This is a genomic window from uncultured Friedmanniella sp., from assembly GCF_964244285.1.
Classification (GTDB): Bacteria; Actinomycetota; Actinomycetes; order Propionibacteriales; family Propionibacteriaceae; genus Microlunatus.
Genome location: NZ_CAXTHT010000002.1, coordinates 307465 through 324727 on the forward strand (window position 1 = coordinate 307465; position 17263 = coordinate 324727).

The window sequence follows — 17263 nt, forward strand, 5'->3', positions numbered from 1 at the left end:
CAGCCCGCGGGGCTCACTCGGTCAGGGGCGCTCCGGCGGGCAGCCGGCGCTTCGCGCGGTGGTGGACCAGAGCGACCGAGGCGACGGCCACCAGGTAGTAGAGGGGGAAGAACGCCCGGTCGGCGGAGTGCTGAGGGTTGACCATCTGGCTGGCGACGGTGCAGAACACCACGACCGGGAGGGTGGCGACGGCGATCGCCGCCGGCCACCCCGGATGACGACGACTGGTCAGAGCGGCCACCAGGATCGCCGCCCCGCCCACGAACGGCAGCGTCACGGCCAGGGCGGCGAAGGCGACGTTGCCCGACGTGGCCATGGTGCCGACGCTCCAGCCCAGGAACGGCTTGGTGGCCCACAGGCCGGCGGCCACCGCGGTGACGAAGCCCGCCCCGAAGCCGACCATCCGACGGGACCTGCGGCGGTCAGGCCGGAGCGTCGCCAGCGCGGCCAGCAGCCCGAGACCGGCGAAGAGCGCCAGGACCAGCAGCCGGGGGACGGGGTAGCCATCGGCGCTGGGCGACCAGTGCATCCAGGCGGTGGAGGCGACCGCCAGCAGCACCAGGACCCGCGCCGGACCCCCGTGTCCCAGCACGACGAGCAGGGCGGCGGACATGAACGCGAGGTAGAGCCCGACGCCGATGGTCAGGAACGGACCGGAGTTGAAGTAGTGGCCGTGGACGTCGATCTCCGCGGTCGGCACCCGGTGACGCGCCCCGAGCACCTCACCGACCAGCAGGGTCAGCGCGAGTCCGGCCGCCACGGTGAGGGTGACGACCGCAATCTGGGTGCGCAGCCGGTCGGGCAGCCAGCGGAGCATCGACTCGAGCCGCTCCTCCGCGCCGTGACCGACCAGGTCGAGCGCGACGGAGGCGGTGAGGGACGACCGGCCCGCGGCGTCGGCCTGGTCCAGCAGCACCGCGACCATCTCGTCCTCGTGCCGGCGACGCCAGGCGGCGGGGTAGCAGCGGAGCAGCCGACGGCAGCGGCGCTCGAGCCCGGTGGAGGTCGTCATGCCCGCTCCGTTCCGGTGCTGAAGCCGGTTGCGCCGAACTGGCCGCGACCGCCGTCCGCAGCCCGTCGACGCAGCCCCGCCGCCGCATCCCTGGTCAGGTGCTCGAGCCGCTCGACCTCGTCCGACAGGGTGTGCGCGCCGACGTCGGTCAGCTCGTAGTAGCGGCGGTGCCGTCCGGCCACCACCTCGGTGGCCGACTCGCGGACCAGCCCCTCCCGCGCCAACCGGTCCAGCGCGCCGTACAGGCTGCCGGGTTTCAGCCGTACCCGCCCGCCGGACAGCTCGGCGACCGCCTCGATCAACGCGTAGCCGTGCCGTGGCCCCGACGTCAACGCCGTCAGCACCAGCAGCGTCGGCTGCCGCAGCTCCTCCGTAGTCATGTCGTCATTATACTCAGTTCACATGAGTATGGCTAGGGACGCGGCGTCAGGACTTCGAGATTCGCCCCGACCCAGGCGGCGTCGGCGCGGTAGCCCTGGGCGTGGTCGGCGACCTGGTCCGGGCCCCCTCCGCGGCGCGGCGATCGGTGAAGGCGGCCAGGTCCACCAGCCGGTCGACGACGGCCGTCAGCACGTCGCGGGGAACGAGCTCGACCCGGTCGCCCGCCGCACCGTAGGCCAGGCAGAGCTGCCGCAGCCGTTCCCGACGCGCGGCCAGGGTGGGCGCGCCGGCTCCCGTGTCCTCGGCCGGGGTGAGCGGGACCAGACGGTAGGCCAGGTAGGCCAGGTCCCAGACCCGCGGGCCGGGGGAGGCGGTGTCGACGTCGATGAAGCCGCTCAGCCGGTGGTCGTCGTCGAAGACCATGTTGTAGGGGGCGACGTCGTTCAGGCAGACCACCTCGACCGGAGACCGTGCCGGGAGCTGCCAGACCGCCTCGGACAGGTCGAAGCGCGCGGTCGCGTGGTGGAGCAGGGCCAGCCGGCCGGCCGCCTCGGTCAGGACCTCCGCCGACCACACCCACGGCGGCATCGGGTAGGCCGGCACCGTGCCCGGCAGGTAGGTCAGCACCTCGCGACCCCGGTCGTCGAGGCCGAGGGGGCGGGGGAGCCAGCCGATGCCGGCGGTGGCCAGATGGTCCAGCAGCCGGTGGATGGTGGAGGTCCAGGGACCCGCGGTGCGGTGGACGGTCTGGCCGCGGCGGACGACCTCGCTCATGTTCCCGCCGCTCAGGGGGACCTCCTGCTCGTCCCGGCCGTCGTCTCCCAGCTCCTGCACGCCGACCATCCTCGCGCAGCCCGAACCTCAGCCGCGCGCCCAGAGGGTCGGCCAGGCGATGCCGAGCTGCGCCACCAGCCCGCGGAGCAGCGGCAGGCTCACCCCGACGACGTTGTGGTGGTCGCCCTCGATCCCGGTGACGAAGGCGCCCCCGAGGCCGTCCACCGTGAAGGCTCCCGCCACCTGCAGGGGTTCGTCGGTGGCCACGTAGGCCTCGATCTCGTCGTCGGTCAGGTCGGCGAAGTGCACGGTGGTCGAGGCCACGGCTGCCGCCACCTGCTGCGGCCCGGCCCCGCTCAGCCGCAGCAGGTGGTGCCCCGTGTGCAGCACCCCGGACCGGCCCCGCATCGCCCGCCACCGTTCGACCGCCCGGTCCGGCGTCCCCGGCTTGCCCAGCGGCGCGCCGTCCAGCTCCAGCAGGGAGTCGCAGCCGAGGACCAGCGTCGTGGTGGCCGGGCGCTCCAGCGTCGCCGCCACGGCCTCGGCCTTGAGCCGGGCCAGCTCCCCGGTCAGCGCGGCCACGGTGGGCGCCTCGATGCCGCTCTCGTCGACGCCCGAGACGACGACATCAGGAATGAGCCCCGCAGCGCGGAGCGTGGCCAGCCGGGCCGGTGAGGCCGAGGCCAGCACCAGGCGGACGTCGGACGCGACAGGCGGGGACACGGGGGCCACGCTAGCCGTGGCCGGACGCGACCTAACGTGGCGCCATGGACTACGTGAACCTCGGCTCGACCGGTCTCCAGGTCTCCCGCGTCTGCCTCGGTTGCATGAGCTTCGGCGAACCGGACCGCGGCAACCACAGCTGGACGCTGCCGGAGGACCAGAGCCGGCCGCTGATCAGGCAGGCCGTCGAGGCCGGCATCAACTTCTTCGACACCGCCAACGTCTACTCCGCCGGCAGCAGCGAGGAGATCGTCGGCCGCGCGCTGGCCGAGTACGCCGACCGCGACGACCTGGTGATCGCCACCAAGGTGCACGGCCGGATGGCGGAGGGCCCGAACGGCGGTGGGCTCTCGCGCAAGGCGATCATGACGGCGATCGACGCCAGCCTGCGCCGGCTGGACACCGACTACGTCGACCTCTACCAGATCCACCGCTGGGACCCGGCCACGCCGATCCTGGAGACGATGGAGGCGCTGCACGACGTCGTCAAGGCCGGCAAGGCGCGCTACCTCGGCGCCTCCTCGATGTGGGCCTGGCAGTTCTCGAAGGCTCAGTACCTGGCCCGGCAGGCGGGGCTGACCCCCTTCGTGTCGATGCAGAACCACTACAACCTGCTCAACCGGGAGGAGGAGCGCGAGATGCTGCCGCTCTGCGCCGACCAGAGCGTCGGGGTCATCCCGTGGAGCCCGCTGGCCCGAGGCAAGCTGACCCGGGACTGGGACGCGACGACCACCCGGAGCGAGACCGACGAGTTCGGTAAGCGGCTCTACCACGACGACGACAAGCTGATCGCCGACGCGGTGGCCGCCCTGGCCGCCGAGCGGGACGTCCCGCGGGCCCAGGTGGCCCTGGCCTGGGTCGCCGCCAACCCGGTCGTCGCCGCCCCGATCGTCGGCGCGACCAAACCGCAGCACATCAGCGACGCGGTCGCGGCGGTCGACCGGATCCTCACCCCGGACGAGATCGCCCGGCTCGAGGCCGACTACGCCCCGCACGCCTCCGCCGGCTTCTGAGCTCGAGCCCCGAGAAGCTGGGTCAGTGGGGGCGGCCCGAGGCAACCCAGGCGCCGGGGCCCGGACGGAGAGGCGCGCCGATCCCGCGGGCCCGGTCGGCCCAGCGAGACGTCGGCGGTGCGGCGAGTGGTTCGGCCGGAGCCGCGAGAGTGGACAGCGCGACCAGCAGCGCGACGAGCTCCTCGTCGCTGGCCGTCCCTCCGTTGATGGTGAGGGTCGGCTCGCTCACAGCGGGATGTTCCCGTGCTTCTTGGGCGGCAGGGTGGCGCGCTTGGTGCGCAGCAGCCGCAGGACGCGGGTGATCTCCACCCGGGTCTCGTGGGGTGAGATCACCGCGTCGACGTAGCCCCGTTCGGCGGCGATGTAGGGGTTGGCGAGCTCGTCGTCGTACTCGCTGATCAGCTCGGCCCGCCGGGCGTCGGCGTCGGGATGGTCGGCCAGCTCGCGGCGGTACAGGATGTTCACCGCACCTTGGGCTCCCATTACCGCGATCTGGGCCGTCGGCCAGGCCAGGTTGAAGTCCGCGCCCAGGTGCTTGGACCCCATCACGTCGTACGCCCCGCCGTAGGCCTTGCGGGTGATCACCGTGACCAGGGGCACGGTGGCCTCGGCGTAGGCGTAGATCAGCTTCGCCCCCCGACGGATGATCCCGTTCCACTCCTGGTCGGTGCCGGGCAGGAAGCCGGGCACGTCCACGAAGGTGATCACCGGGACGTTGAAGGCGTCGCAGGTGCGGACGAAGCGCGCGGCCTTCTCGGAGGCGTCGATGTCCAGGCAGCCGGCGAAGTGCAGCGGCTGGTTGGCCACCACCCCGACCGAGCGGCCGTCGATCCGGCCGAAGCCGATCACGATGTTGGGCGCGAACAACGCCTGCACCTCGAGGAAGTCCCCGTCGTCCAGGACGCGGCCGATCACCTCGTGCATGTCGTAGGGCTGGTTGGGCGAGTCCGGGATCAGCGTGTCCAGAGCATGATCATCGTCGGTGACCTCCAGCGTCGCCCCGGCCTCGAAGACCGGCGGCTCCTCGAGGTTGTTCTGCGGCAGGAAGCTGATCAGGGACTTCACGTACTCGATCGCGTCGGCCTCGTCGGCGGCCAGGTAGTGGGCGTTGCCCGACTTGGTGTTGTGGGTGCGGCCGCCGCCCAGCTCCTCCATCGTGACGTCCTCGCCAGTGACGGTCTTGATCACGTCCGGGCCGGTGATGAACATCTGCGAGGTCTGGTCGACCATCACCACGAAGTCCGTCAGGGCAGGAGAGTAGACGTGTCCACCCGCTGCGGCGCCCATGATCAACGAGATCTGCGGGATCACCCCGCTGGCGTGGGTGTTGCGGCGGAAGATCTCGCCGTACAGGCCCAGCGAGACGACGCCCTCCTGGATCCGGGCGCCGCCGCCCTCGTTCAGCCCGATCAGCGGGCAGCCCGTCTTCAGGGCGAAGTCCATGATCTTGACGATCTTCTCCCCGTACACCTGGCCGAGGCTGCCGCCGAAGATCGTGACGTCCTGGCTGAACACGCACACCGGACGGTCGTCGATGGTGCCGAAGCCGGTCACCACGCCGTCGCCGTAGGGCCGCCGCCGCTCCATCCCGAAGGCCGTCGAACGGTGCCGGGCGAACTCGTCCAGCTCGGTGAAGGAATCCTTGTCCAGCAGGAGCTCGACGCGCTCGCGGGCGGTCAGCTTGCCCTTGGCGTGCTGCTTCTCCACCGCCGCCGCGGTGCCGGCGTGGACCGCCTGCTCGATCCGCTCATCGAGGTCCGCGAGCTTCCCGGCGGTCGTGTGGATGTCGGGAGGGTTCATGACCGAGACCTTAGCCAGTAGGGTCGCCGGGTGCTGAGCGGTGACCACCTGGACGTGGACGTGCTGCGCCGCGAGCTCGTCCGCCCCGGGGGGCTGTGGCAGGCGGTCGAGGTGGTCGACCGGACCGGTTCCACCAACGCCGACCTCGCCGAGAGAGCGCGGCGGGGCGCGCCGGCGGGCTCGGTGCTCCTCACCGACTTCCAGGACGCGGGACGGGGACGGCAGGGTCGCACCTGGGTGGCTCCGCGCGGCTCCGGCGTCGCGATGTCAGTCCTGCTGCGACCCTCGGGCGTCGACCACTCCCGCTGGACCTGGCTGCCGCTGCTGGCCGGACTGGCCGTGGTCGAGGGGGTCCGCCGGGCCGCCGACGTCCCCGCCGTGCTCAAGTGGCCGAACGACGTCCTGGTGGGGGAACGGAAGCTCTGCGGGATCCTCGCCGAGCGGGTCGAGACGCCGTCCGGTCCGGCCTGCGTGGTCGGGATGGGCCTGAACGTCTGGCTGAGCGCCGAGGAGCTGCCGGTACCCACGGCCACCTCGCTCGCCTTGCTCGCCGCCGAACGCGGACCCGGTCACCGCCCGCCCTCCCGCAACGCCCTGATCGCCACCATGCTGGCGGCGCTGGAGCTGCTGGTCGACCGTTGGGAGGACCTGGAGGACGACTCGCTGTTCGCCGCGTCCTACCTGCGTCGCTGTGCCACCGTCGGCCGGCGGGTCCGGGTGCTGCTGGCGGGGGGCGTCGAGGTGGAGGGCCACGCCGACGCGATCGACGACAGCGGTCGGCTGCTGGTGCGGACGCCGGCCGGTCTGCAGGCCTTCAGCGCCGGTGACGTCGTCCACCTCCGTAACGGTTAGCACCACGATCCTTTGAGGAGAGTGAGCGTTTCCCAGATACCGGGGTAACCTCCCAGCACCGGGGGGTGCTTGCTCAGGCTGTTCACCCCCGGTGACCTCGCTGACCGTGAACCGAAGGACGAACCGCCGTGCGCCGACTCCCCCGCCTGATGCCCCTCCTGCTCAGTGCGGTGGTGGCGCTGGCCGTCCCGCTCCCGCTGGCTCCGACGGCGGTGGCGGCCAAGGTGGTGCCGCAGGCCACGACCCCGACCTTCTCGATCAAGCCCGGGTTGACCTTCAACAACCCGACGGGGAACAAGGCGGCCCGGCTGCGGATCGTCACCCAGGTCGAGAAGGCGATCGACCACGCTCCCAAGGGCTCCACGATCCGGATCGCCAACTACCTCTTCGACCTGCGCGACCCGGCCACGAAGCTCATCAAGGCCTACCGGCGCGGCGTGCACGTCCAGCTCCTCATCGACGACAACCCGATGTCCAAGCAGACCATCCGGGTACGCAAGGAGCTCGGCACCAACAAGAAGAAGCTGAGCTACGTCACCCGGTGCTCGCACGGCTGCATGTCGAGCCAGCCCGGCGTCATGCACGCGAAGTTCTACCTGTTCTCCCAGAGCGGCGTCACCAAGAACGTCGCGATGATCAGCTCGGCGAACCTGTACCACGGCAACTCCGGCATCAGCTGGAACAACCAGCACACCATCGTCGGCGACATGGTCATCTACAACGCCCTCAACACCTACTTCCAGCAGATGATCAGGGACAAGGACCAGCCGAACTACTTCCGCTCGGTCAAGAGCGGGAACACCACCCTCTGGTTCTACCCGCAGGTCGCCACCGCCGGCTCGAGCAAGGTCGTCCCGCTCGCCGCACTCCGGGCCGTCTCGTGCAAGGGTGCCGCCAAGGGCTACGGCGACAAGGACGGTCGCACCGTGGTCCGGGTGGAGCAGTGGGGGTGGAGTGTGAAGCGGCTCGACATCGCCAAGCAGCTGGTGAAGCTGCAGGGCCAGGGCTGCAACGTGCAGGTGATCCTCAACAACTTCAAGACCGGCACCTCGATCCGACGGGCGCTGCTGCAGTCCACCAAGCACGGCAAGGTCAAGGTCTACAACGCCGGCATCGACACCAACGGCAACGGCAAGCACGACAAGTACATGCACCACAAGGCGATCCTGATCAACGGCGTGTGGGCGGGGAACAAGAAGTCCAAGGTGGTCTACACCGGTTCGGCCAACTTCACCGGGCTCGCCACGGCGACCAACAACGAGCTGATCATGCGGGTCAAGAGCGTCTCGGTCTACAACGCCTACGCCGTCAACTTCACCTACATCCGCGACAAGTGGACCCACCGTGACCGCACCATGCCCTACCTCAACCGGGCGGCGGACGCCAAGCTCGAGGCCGAGCTGAACTCCGAGACCGACAGCGACTAGGGCCGACCAGCGGGCCCGGCCGGTTCGATGAGGCTGCGGCCGCTCGGCTCGGCCCCGGCCGTGCTGTGGCCGCGTGTGCCACGCTGAAGGGATGGGTCTGCCAGCCAAGCTCCTCGGAGCCGACGAGCAGGTGGTGCTGCACACCCGGACGCACGCGAAGGCGCTCGTGCTGCCGGGGGCGGCCTTCGTGCTCGTCGGAGCCGGCGTGGGGGCCGGAGCGGCACTGATCCCCAGCAGCGCCCGCCCCGTGGGGCAGCTGGCCATCGTGGCGGTCGGGGTCCTGCTGGCCATCTGGTGGTGCCTCGTCCCGTTCCTGCGCTGGCGGACGACGACCTACACCCTCACCACGCGGCGCCTGGTGACCCGCTCCGGCATTCTCAACAAGCGCAGCCACGGCCTGCCGCTCAGCCGTGTCAACGACGTCTCCTCCGAGCGCGGCCTGACCGACCGGATGCTCGGCTGCGGCACGTTGGTCGTCCAGACCGCGGCCGAGGGCGGCAGCATCGTGCTGGTCGACGTCCCGGAGGTCGAGCTGGTGCACCACACGATGACCGAGCTGCTGCTGGGGGTTCCCGAGGCGTCCTGGCCCGAGCGCTCCTGGCCCGAGGATCCACGGCCCTACGAGGGCTGGCGGCAGGACGGCCGTGGCTGACGACGCCCTGCTCCCGACCCCGGTGGAGCTGCCGCTGCCAACCGGCCCCGCGGCGCTGGACCTGCGCACCCAGCTGGTCCGGTTCGTGCTGACCGGGGGTCTGTCGGCCCTGGTCGACTTCGGCCTGCTGGTGCTGCTGATGGCCGCCGGCTTGACCCACACTCCGGCCAAGGCGGTCTCCTTCGTGGCCGGCACCACGACCGCGTACCTGATCAACCGTCGCTGGACCTTCCGGGCCGAGCCGTCGCGGCGCCGCTTCGTCGCGGTGGTGGTGCTCTACGCACTCACGTTCGGCCTGCAGGTCGGACTGTTCAGCGTGCTGTTCGACCGGCTGACCGGCGCCGGGCTGAGCCGGCTCGCCGTCCAGGTCGTCGCCTTCGTGATCGCCCAGGGGGCCGCCACCACGGTCAACTTCGTCGTCCAGCGTGGCGTCATCTTTCGGCTCCGCTGAACGCGGGGCGCCCACGTCGGAGGCGTTGGTTAGGCTTCCCCACCGTGACGTCCTCCGCAGCCTCGCCCCCGCGGCCCTTCGTCGTCGGCATCATCGGTGGCGGCCAGCTGGCGCGGATGCTGTACGAGGTCTCCATCGGTCTCGGCGTCGAGGTGCACCTGTTGGCTGAGGGCCCCGACGTCTCGGCCGCCGGGGTCGTGCACGAGGTGACGGTGGGGGACTACACCGATCCGGCCACCGTGCGCGCCTTCGCCGCCGACTGCGACGTGGTCACCTTCGACCACGAGCACGTCCCCGGTGATCTGCTCAGGGAGCTGGAAGCCGCCGGCGTCGTCGTCCGGCCCGGCTCCGCCGCGCTGCGGCACGCCCAGGACAAGGCCGTGATGCGCGAGCGGCTGAACGCCAAGGGCGTCGCCTGCCCGGCCTACCGGGTCGTGGCCGACGTGGCCGCGCTGGTGGCCTTCGGCGACGAGCAGGGCTGGCCGGTGATCGCCAAGACCTCCCGCGGCGGCTACGACGGGCACGGCGTCTGGAAGGTGGCCTCGGCCGCCGACGCAGCCGAGCCGTTCACCGACCTGGCTCCGGGAGTGCAGATCGTGGCGGAGGAGTTCGTGGACTTCCAGCGCGAGCTGAGCGCCATCGTGGCCCGCTCGCCCTCGGGGCAGGCCGTGGCCTACCCGGTCTCGGAGTCGGTGCAGCGCGACGGCGTCTGCGTCGAGACCGTCACCCCCGCGCCGGGTCTGGACCCCGAGCAGGCGGTCGCCGCCGAGCTGTTGGCCCTGACCATCGCCCACGAGCTGGAGGTGGTCGGCCTGCTGGCGGTCGAGCTGATGCAGCGCCGCGACGGGTCGGTCGTGGTCAACGAGCTGGCCATGCGTCCGCACAACACCGGGCACTGGACCCTGGGCGGCGCCCACACCTCCCAGTTCGACAACCACCTGCGGGCGGTCCTCGACCTGCCGCTCGGGGACCCGGCCGCCCGCGCGCCGTGGACGGTGATGGCCAACGTCCTCGGCGGCACGGTCGAGGACCTGCCCTCGGCCCTGCTGCACTGCTACGCCCGCGACCGCCGGCTACGGGTGCAGCTCTACGGCAAGTCCGTCCGGCCCGGCCGCAAGGTCGGCCACGTCACCGCGTACGGGGACGACCTGGCCACGACCCTGAAGCGTGCCCGGCACGCCGCCGCCTACCTGATGGGAGATGCCGATGCCTGACCCTTCGACAGGCTCAGGGAGCGGGACAGGCGCAGGGAGCGCGCTGGTCGGGATCGTGATGGGGTCGGACTCCGACTGGCCCGTGATGCGGGCGGCCGCCGAGGCGTGCGTCGAGTTCGGGGTGCCGTACGAGGCCGACGTCGTCTCGGCCCACCGGATGCCCGACGCGATGCTGGCGTACGGGCGGTCGGCCCACCAGCGGGGGCTGCGGGTGATCGTCGCGGGAGCCGGCGGGGCGGCGCACCTGCCCGGGATGCTGGCCGCGGTCACCCCGCTGCCCGTGGTGGGTGTGCCGGTGCCGCTCAAGCACCTGGACGGGCTGGACTCGCTGCTGTCCATCGTGCAGATGCCGGCCGGCGTCCCGGTGGGATGCGTCTCCGTCGGCGGGGCCCGGAACGCCGGGCTGCTCGCCGTCCGCATCCTCGCCGCGGCCGACCCCGCCCTGGCCCAGGCCATGGTCGAGTTCCAGGACCGGCTTCGCGCCGCCGCCGAGGCGAAGGGCCAGGTCGTGCGCGACGCCGCGACCGCGGGCTGAGGTGCCGGTGGCGAGAGCGCCCGCCGAGCTCGCGGCCGGGGTCGGCCTGCTCGGACGTGGCCTCGGCCTGATCGCCCGGCGGCCGCGGCTGTTCGCGCTCGGGGCGTTGCCGCCGTTGGTCACCTCGATCCTGTTCACGCTCGTGCTGGTCGTGCTGGCGACCCACGTGGACACCTGGGTGCCCGGTCTGACCGGGTTCGCCGCGGGCTGGTCACCCTCGCTCCGCGCGCTGGTCGACGTCCTGGTGGCCGTGGCCCTGGTCGCGGCGGCCGTGCTGCTGATGGTGATCGGCTTCACCACCGTGACGCTGACCGTCGGCGCTCCGCTCTACGACCTGATCTCGGAGTTCGTGGACGCCGAGCTGCCCGACCCGCCGCCCGAGGCGCCGGAACGGCTGCTGCGCTCGGTCGGCCGGGCGGTCCGGCAGTCGCTGGCCCTGATCGCGGTCTCGGCGCTGGCCGCGGTGCTGCTCTTCGCCGCCGGCTTCCTGCCGGTCGTCGGGCAGACGGTGGTGCCGGTGGTCTCGGCCCTGGTCGGCGGCTGGCTGCTGGGCATCGAGCTGGTCGGCTCGGCCCTGGAACGCCGCGGCGTGCGCACCCTGCGCGGCCGCCGCGAGCTGATGCGCCAACGCCGGCTCCGCGTGCTGGGGCTCTGCGTGCCGACGTTCCTGCTGCTCTCGGTGCCCTTCCTCGGGGTGGTCGTCTTCCCGGTCGCCACCGCCGCCGGCACCCTGCTGGCCCGTCAGCTCCGCGACGAGTCGACGGCCGTCCCGGCTGGACGTCCCTGACGACGCCAGCTCAGCGGGCAGGCGGTGGCGCCGTGCTCGCCCGGACCCGCAGGGACGGGGTGGAGTCCAGGTGCGCGCTCGGCGGGGCTCCGTCGAGCAGGGCGAAGAGGCGGCGGCCGACGTGGGCGCCGAAGCCCATCACGTTGTGGCTCATCGCCGACAGCCGCGGGTGGGTGATCTCGCACAGCGGCGAGTCGTCCCAGGCCAGCACGCTGACCTCGTCGGGGACCCGGACCCCCAGCTCGGCCAGCGAGGACAGGGCCGAGACCGCCATCAGGTCGTTGTCGAAGAGGATCGCGGTCGGCCGGTCCGGCCCCTCGACCAGGGCCCGGGTCGCGAGACGCCCGCCCTCGGCGGAGAAGTCCGCGTCCACGATCCGTCCCGACACCCCGTGCTTGGCGGTGGCGGCCTCGAAGGCGGCGTTGCGGAGCTGCACGTGGCGCAGGTCGCCGAGGCCGGTGACCCGGGCCAACCGGGTGTGCCCGAGCCCGGCCAGGTAGCCGACGGCCTCGTCCATCGCGGCGGAGTCGTCGGTCCAGACGGTGGTGAAGCCGGCCGTGACCTCGGGGTCGCCGACGAAGACGGCGGGCAGCTCCAGTGTGCGCAGCAGCGGCGCCCGGGGGTCGTCCACCCGCAGGTCCACCACCACGGCAGCGTCCACCCGCCCCTCCGAGCTCCACTTCCGGTACGTCGCGAGCTCGCTGTCCATGTCCGGGCAGATCTGCAGCAGCAGGGCGTACGCCCGGGTGCTCAGCTCGGCCTCCATCCCCGCCACGAACTCCATGTAGAAGGGCTCGCTGGCCAGCGTCCGGGGGTCGCGACCGAGGATCAGCCCGAAGGTGTCGGTCCGCGAGCCGGACAGCAGCCGGGCCGTGCGGTTGGGCGCCCAGCCCAGCTGGTCGGCCACGTCGAGGATGCGGGCCCGGGTCGCGTCGGACACCCCGGGCCGCCCGTTGAGGGCGTAGGACACCGCTCCCTTGGACACCCCGGAGAACCGGGCGATGTCGTTGATGGTCACGCGGGCCACCGACCACCACCCCTCTCCCTGCTCGGCTCTCCTGCGTAATGTACCGACTGAACCGGTTTTGGTACCGTCGAACCGCTCTTCCGCACCGGCGGATGAGACCCCAGAACGAGGAGGACCATGTCCCAGCACGACCTGTCCGTGCAGCTCTACACCGTGCGAAACGCCCTGGCCGAGGACTTCGACGGCACCCTGGCGAAGATCGCCGGCTTCGGCTACACCCAGGTCGAGCCGTTCGGCTTCGTGAAGTCCGTGGACGGCCTGCGCCGCCTCGGCGAGCACGGTCTGACGGCTCCGACGACGCACATGGGTCTGGTGGTCGACGCGGACCTCGACGCCATCTTTGAGGCGGCGGTCGAGCTGGGGATCGGCACCGTCATCGAGCCGGCCGTCCGGGCCCCGCAGTGGCAGGACGAGGACGGGATCCGCGGCACGGCTGACGCCCTCAACGCCGCCGCCGTCAAGGCCGCCGAGCACGGGCTCAAGGTCGGGTACCACAACCACTGGTGGGAGATCGAGCGCGACTTCGACGGCCGCCACGGCCTGGAGGTCCTCGCGGACCACCTGGCGCCCGAGGTCGTCCTCGAGGTCGACACCTACTGGGCCCACGTCGGCGGCGCCGACGTCCCCGCCCTGCTGCAGCGGCTCGGCGAGCGGGTCGTGGCCCTGCACGTCAAGGACGGCGACGGCAGCACGGACAACAAGAAGCAGGTGGCCGTCGGGGACGGTTCGCTGCCCGTCTGGAGCTTCATCGACGCGGCGCCGGACGCGCTGCGGGTGGTGGAGCTCGACGACAGCGAGGGTGACATGCTCGACGCCGTCCGTGACAGCCGCACGTACCTCACCGCCGGAAAGGCCGCCTGACATGACCACCACACCCACCACCCGTAGCGGACCCGTCGGCATCGGCATCATCGGTGCCGGCGTCATCTCCGGGACCTACATCGAGAACCTGACCAGCTTCGCCGACACCACCGTGGTGGCGATCGCCGATCTCATCACCGAGAAGGCCCACGCGCGCGCCGAGGAGTTCGGCATCCCCGTTGCCGGCGACAACTCGGTGGTGCTGGACAACCCCGACGTCGAGCTCGTCGTCAACCTCACCACCCCGGACGCTCACGCCGAGGTCGCCGCCCAGGTCGCCGCGGCCGGCAAGCACCTGTGGAACGAGAAGCCGCTGGCGCTGGACCGTGAGGCGGGGCGCGCGACAATCCAAGCGGCCGAGGCCGCCGGCCTGCGGGTCGGCTGCGCGCCCGACACCTTCCTCGGCGCCGGCCTGCAGAAGAGCCGCGAGCTGCTCGAGTCCGGCATCATCGGCACCCCGCTGACGGCGCTCGTGCTGCTGCAGAGCCCCGGGCCGGAGTCCTGGCACCCGAACCCGGCCTTCCTGTTCCAGTACGGCGCGGGCCCCCTCTTCGACATCGGCCCGTACTACATCACCGCGCTGACGCAGTTCTTCGGCCCGGCCCGCCAGGTCGCGGCCACCGCCTCGAAGGCGCGGGAGACCCGCACCATCGGCTCGGGCCCGAAGGCCGGCGAGGTCTTCGACGTGACCGTCCCCAGCCAGTACTCCGCACTGGTGCAGTACGAGTCGGGACAGTCGGCCACGATGATCTACTCCTTCGACTCCGCCCAGACGCGGACGCTGCTGGAGATCACCGGCACCGAGGGCACCATGCTGGTGCCGGATCCGAACATGTTCCACGGCGAGATCGCGGTCCGGAAGCTCGGCGAGGACGACTTCACCGTGGTCGCCGAGACCACCGCGCTGTCCTCCCGCGGGACCGGGGCGTTGGACATCGCCCGGGCCATCCGCGAGGGTCGGCCGCACCGCGCCCAGGGCGTCCAGGCGTTCCACGTCCTCGACACCATGGTCGCCATCGCCGAGTCGGGCGAGCGCGGGGAGTTCGTAAGCGTCGACAGCACCTTCGAGAAGCCGGCCCTGCTGCCCGAGGGCTGGGACCCGATGGCCGCCACGGTCTGAGGCTCGCGGACGCTGCGTGGCGCGATCCTGACGGTCTGACCCCTCACGATCGCGCCACCTGTCGTCTCAGCGCCCGACCAGGTCGTTCACGGAGCGCAGTACGGGCTTGGTGGTCAGCGCCGCCTCGTCCAGGTCGGTGCCGGTGACGGCGAAGGTGTGGCTCTGCCCGGCCAGCAGCGTCACCAGGCCGGAGTCGACCCGGGCCGCGGCGTCGAGCCGGTCCGGGAACACCATCAGGTCCTTGGCCAGCGCGGCTGCCGTGACGGTCACCGCGTAGCCGCCCGGGGCGAGGGCCACCTCCACCTCGTACGTGTCATCGGCCCCGGCGAGCACCAGCTCGGTGTCCTCGACGAAGTAGCCGAACGCCTGCGTCATGCCGGCGGCGGTCGCCACCAGCACCTCGCGCGGTGGGTCGGCCGGGCTGAGCAGGTCAGCGTCGAGCACCACGGTGACCGCGGACCGTCCGTCGAGGTGGAAGGGCAGGGTCTGCTCGGCCAGCACCTCCGAGCCGATTCTGGTGCTCTGCCGGGTGAGGACCAGCTCACCGGCCCACGGCTCGTCGCTGTCGTTGTGGGCCACGAGCGCCAGCGAGCTGGTACCGGACTCGTCCTGGCGAGGCTGGAAGGTGGCCAGCCGTGGGGCGTGGACCCGGCGCAGCGCGTGCCAGAGCGGCTTACGGATGCCGGCGCTGTCCACCGCCGCCCACGACACCACCGGCCAGTTGTCGTTGAGCTGCCAGACCACGGCGCCCCGGTTGCGGGGGTACCAGCTGCGGAGGTGCTCGATCCCGTACGCGATCGCCCGGGCCTGGTTGAGCGAGGTGAGCCAGTGCCAGTCGTCCATGGCCGCGACCGGCTCGGTCGACCACGCCGGGAGGTGGTCGCCCAGCCCGCGCTCGAGCTTGAGGTTGCCCTCGTGGGCCTTCTGGTGCACCAGCATCTGCGCCCCGTACGGGTCGAGGGGCTCGTCGTGCACCACAGCCGTCAGCGTGGACCAGGCCGCCGGACCCTGGAAGCCGAACTCAGAGACGAAACGGGCCGGGTAATCGCGGTAGTGGCTGTAGTCGAGGGAGTTCCAGACGTCCCAGATGTGGGTGGTGCCGCTGCGGTGGTCGTTCGGGTGGGAGTACCTGGCGAACGAGTACGGGCTGCCCGGCGTGTACGGCGTGCGCGGGTCGAGCTCGGCCACGATGGCCGGCAGCGCTTGCGTGTAGTAGCCGTCGCCCCAGCTGCGGCCGGCCAACGGAACCTGCCAACCCCACTCGACGAAGCCCCAGATGTTCTCGTTGTTGCCGTTCCAGAGGGCCAGGCTGGCGTGTGCCGACAGCCGGGTCACGGCCTCCCGGGCCTCGGCCTCGACCTCGCTGCGCAGCGGCTCGTCCTCGCTGTAGGCCGCGCAGGCGAACAGGAAGTCCTGCCACACCAGCAGGCCCAGCTCGTCGCAGACGCGGTAGAAGTCCTCGCTCTCATACATCCCGCCGCCCCAGACGCGGAGCAGGTTCATCCCGGCCTCGAGCGCGTCGGTGACCGAGGTCCGGTAGGTCTCGGGGGTCAGCCGGGTGACCAGGGCGTCGTCGGGGATCCAGTTGGCGCCGCGGACGTACACCGCCCGGTCGTTGACGCTCAGCCTGAACTCGTGGCCGTGCTCGTCCGGAGCGGTGCTGAGGCTGACGTTGCGGAAGCCGACCCGACCGGTCCAGGTGGCCACGGGGTCGGGGGGCGCGCCGAGCGTGACGAGGACGTCGTAGAGCGACGGGTCGCCGTAGCCGACCGGCCACCACGGGCTCACGTGCGGCACCCGGCTGGTGAGTACGACCGAGGTCTGGCCGGGGTTCGCTGCCGCGGAGACGGCCTCGGACCCCACCGCGACCTCGACCTCGAGGTCGGTCCGGACACCGGTTGGGCCGGGGGCCTCCAGCCACGCGAGCTCGACGTGGGTCTCGAGCACGCCGTCGGTCCCGTCCAGCCGGGCCAGCGGTCGCACGGAGACCAGCCGGACCTCACTCCAGCTCTCGATGCCGATGCTCTTCCAGATGCCGGCCCCGGCGAGGTCGGGACCCCAGTCCCAGCCGTACTGGCTGGCCATCTTGCGCAGGGCGTTGAAGGGGTGCCCGTACGCGCGGGGCCGGTCCCCGAGCTCGGCCGCGAGTCGCTCCGCGCCGGCCACCGGTGACTCGAAACGCACCTCCAGGCGGTTCTCGCCCTCGACCAGCTGCGTGGTGACGTCGAAGCGGTGCTGGCGGTGCTCGTTGGCCGTCCGGCCGATCTCGGTGCCGTTGAGGACCAGGGTGGCGAGGGTGTCCAGGCCGTCGGCCACCAGCTCGTGCCGGACCTCCGGCCCGCCGGGCCAGGTGAAGCTCGCCCGGTAGGCCCAGTCGGTGCGGCCGATCCAGGCCAGGGCCGACTCGTGGTCGCCGTCGAAGGGGTCGGGGATGAGACCGGCGGCCAGCAGGTCGACGTGCACCTCACCCGGCACGGTCGCCGGGTGCCCGCCGGCGACGGCCGCCCACGTTTCGGGCACCGGCGTCAGCGCAGTCAGCGTCCAGGCCGTTCCGGCGGCCGAGTCCAGGGAGGTGCGGCGCAGCGCGCGGGTGGTCGCAGTCGCGTTCGAGGTCACGGCCCGACCGTACTTTAC

At 71.8% G+C, this 17263-nt stretch carries 18 protein-coding genes; 10 read left to right on the forward strand and 8 right to left on the reverse strand.

Annotation, left to right across the window (positions count from 1 at the left end; translation table 11 throughout):
• Positions 1 to 13: 13 nt before the first annotated feature.
• Genes ACFE7W_RS05710 through ACFE7W_RS05725 form a run of 4 tightly spaced genes read right to left on the reverse strand, consistent with a single transcriptional unit; the run spans position 14 to position 2890 of the window.
• Positions 14 to 1012 carry a hypothetical protein gene (locus ACFE7W_RS05710; protein ID WP_375423826.1) on the reverse strand — a complete coding sequence of 333 codons (999 nt, stop codon included), beginning with the start codon at positions 1010 to 1012 and terminating at the stop codon, positions 14 to 16.
• Entirely contained in the window at positions 1009 to 1392 is a 384-nt protein-coding gene (locus tag ACFE7W_RS05715) for a PadR family transcriptional regulator (protein ID WP_375423827.1), read from the reverse strand. The genes ACFE7W_RS05710 and ACFE7W_RS05715 overlap by 4 nt, the downstream gene beginning before the upstream one ends.
• A gap of 46 nt (positions 1393 to 1438) precedes the next feature.
• Positions 1439 to 2227, reverse strand: coding sequence for an aminoglycoside phosphotransferase family protein (locus tag ACFE7W_RS05720; protein ID WP_375423828.1), 789 nt, complete (start codon positions 2225 to 2227; stop codon positions 1439 to 1441).
• A gap of 27 nt (positions 2228 to 2254) precedes the next feature.
• Positions 2255 to 2890, reverse strand: coding sequence for a Maf family protein (locus tag ACFE7W_RS05725; protein ID WP_375423829.1), 636 nt, complete (start codon positions 2888 to 2890; stop codon positions 2255 to 2257).
• A 44-nt stretch (positions 2891 to 2934) separates the two neighbouring features.
• On the opposite strand from ACFE7W_RS05725, the gene ACFE7W_RS05730 reads away from it, so the two are divergent.
• Positions 2935 to 3903 (forward strand): aldo/keto reductase, encoded by a 969-nt coding sequence (locus tag ACFE7W_RS05730; protein ID WP_375423830.1) that lies wholly within the window; start codon positions 2935 to 2937, stop codon positions 3901 to 3903.
• A 22-nt stretch (positions 3904 to 3925) separates the two neighbouring features.
• On the opposite strand, the gene ACFE7W_RS05735 is transcribed toward ACFE7W_RS05730, so the two are convergent.
• Positions 3926 to 4132: an acyl-CoA carboxylase subunit epsilon gene (locus tag ACFE7W_RS05735; RefSeq protein WP_375423831.1), complete on the reverse strand. Its 207-nt coding sequence runs from the start codon at positions 4130 to 4132 to the stop codon at positions 3926 to 3928.
• Positions 4129 to 5703 (reverse strand): acyl-CoA carboxylase subunit beta, encoded by a 1575-nt coding sequence (locus ACFE7W_RS05740; protein WP_375423832.1) that lies wholly within the window; start codon positions 5701 to 5703, stop codon positions 4129 to 4131. Before ACFE7W_RS05740 ends, ACFE7W_RS05735 begins: the two co-directional genes overlap by 4 nt.
• 30 nt (positions 5704 to 5733) lie before the next feature.
• Here ACFE7W_RS05740 and ACFE7W_RS05745 point away from each other — a divergent pair, with 30 nt between their 5' ends.
• The 7 genes from ACFE7W_RS05745 (at position 5734) to ACFE7W_RS05775 (ending at position 11621) form a co-directional block, all read left to right on the forward strand.
• Positions 5734 to 6555: a biotin--[acetyl-CoA-carboxylase] ligase gene (locus tag ACFE7W_RS05745; RefSeq protein ID WP_375423833.1), complete on the forward strand. Its 822-nt coding sequence runs from the start codon at positions 5734 to 5736 to the stop codon at positions 6553 to 6555.
• A 149-nt stretch (positions 6556 to 6704) separates the two neighbouring features.
• Positions 6705 to 7982 carry a phosphatidylserine/phosphatidylglycerophosphate/cardiolipin synthase family protein gene (locus ACFE7W_RS05750; RefSeq protein ID WP_375423834.1) on the forward strand — a complete coding sequence of 426 codons (1278 nt, stop codon included), beginning with the start codon at positions 6705 to 6707 and terminating at the stop codon, positions 7980 to 7982.
• A gap of 91 nt (positions 7983 to 8073) precedes the next feature.
• Positions 8074 to 8634, forward strand: a complete 561-nt coding sequence (locus ACFE7W_RS05755) for a PH domain-containing protein (protein WP_375423835.1) — start codon at positions 8074 to 8076, stop codon at positions 8632 to 8634.
• Complete coding sequence (locus ACFE7W_RS05760) at positions 8627 to 9085, forward strand: GtrA family protein (RefSeq protein WP_375423836.1); 459 nt, start codon at positions 8627 to 8629, stop codon at positions 9083 to 9085. Before ACFE7W_RS05755 ends, ACFE7W_RS05760 begins: the two co-directional genes overlap by 8 nt.
• 44 nt (positions 9086 to 9129) lie before the next feature.
• The gene (locus ACFE7W_RS05765; protein ID WP_375423837.1) at positions 9130 to 10299 is read left to right on the forward strand and encodes a 5-(carboxyamino)imidazole ribonucleotide synthase; all 1170 of its coding nucleotides are present in this window, start codon (positions 9130 to 9132) and stop codon (positions 10297 to 10299) included.
• Positions 10292 to 10834 carry a 5-(carboxyamino)imidazole ribonucleotide mutase gene (gene purE / locus ACFE7W_RS05770; protein WP_375423838.1) on the forward strand — a complete coding sequence of 181 codons (543 nt, stop codon included), beginning with the start codon at positions 10292 to 10294 and terminating at the stop codon, positions 10832 to 10834. The genes ACFE7W_RS05765 and purE overlap by 8 nt, the downstream gene beginning before the upstream one ends.
• A 7-nt stretch (positions 10835 to 10841) precedes the next feature.
• Positions 10842 to 11621 (forward strand): EI24 domain-containing protein, encoded by a 780-nt coding sequence (locus tag ACFE7W_RS05775; protein ID WP_375423839.1) that lies wholly within the window; start codon positions 10842 to 10844, stop codon positions 11619 to 11621.
• 10 nt (positions 11622 to 11631) lie between these two features.
• On the opposite strand, the gene ACFE7W_RS05780 is transcribed toward ACFE7W_RS05775, so the two are convergent.
• Positions 11632 to 12639: a LacI family DNA-binding transcriptional regulator gene (locus tag ACFE7W_RS05780; protein ID WP_375423840.1), complete on the reverse strand. Its 1008-nt coding sequence runs from the start codon at positions 12637 to 12639 to the stop codon at positions 11632 to 11634.
• Between the two features lie 126 nt (positions 12640 to 12765).
• On the opposite strand from ACFE7W_RS05780, the gene ACFE7W_RS05785 reads away from it, so the two are divergent.
• Both ACFE7W_RS05785 and ACFE7W_RS05790 read left to right on the forward strand, forming a co-directional pair.
• Positions 12766 to 13509, forward strand: coding sequence for a sugar phosphate isomerase/epimerase family protein (locus ACFE7W_RS05785; protein ID WP_375423841.1), 744 nt, complete (start codon positions 12766 to 12768; stop codon positions 13507 to 13509).
• Position 13510: 1 nt separating this feature from the next.
• Positions 13511 to 14629: a Gfo/Idh/MocA family protein gene (locus tag ACFE7W_RS05790; protein ID WP_375423842.1), complete on the forward strand. Its 1119-nt coding sequence runs from the start codon at positions 13511 to 13513 to the stop codon at positions 14627 to 14629.
• 66 nt (positions 14630 to 14695) lie between these two features.
• Here ACFE7W_RS05790 and ACFE7W_RS05795 read toward each other — a convergent pair whose 3' ends face one another.
• Positions 14696 to 17245, reverse strand: coding sequence for a glycoside hydrolase family 2 protein (locus ACFE7W_RS05795; protein ID WP_375423843.1), 2550 nt, complete (start codon positions 17243 to 17245; stop codon positions 14696 to 14698).
• Positions 17246 to 17263 lie beyond the last annotated feature (18 nt).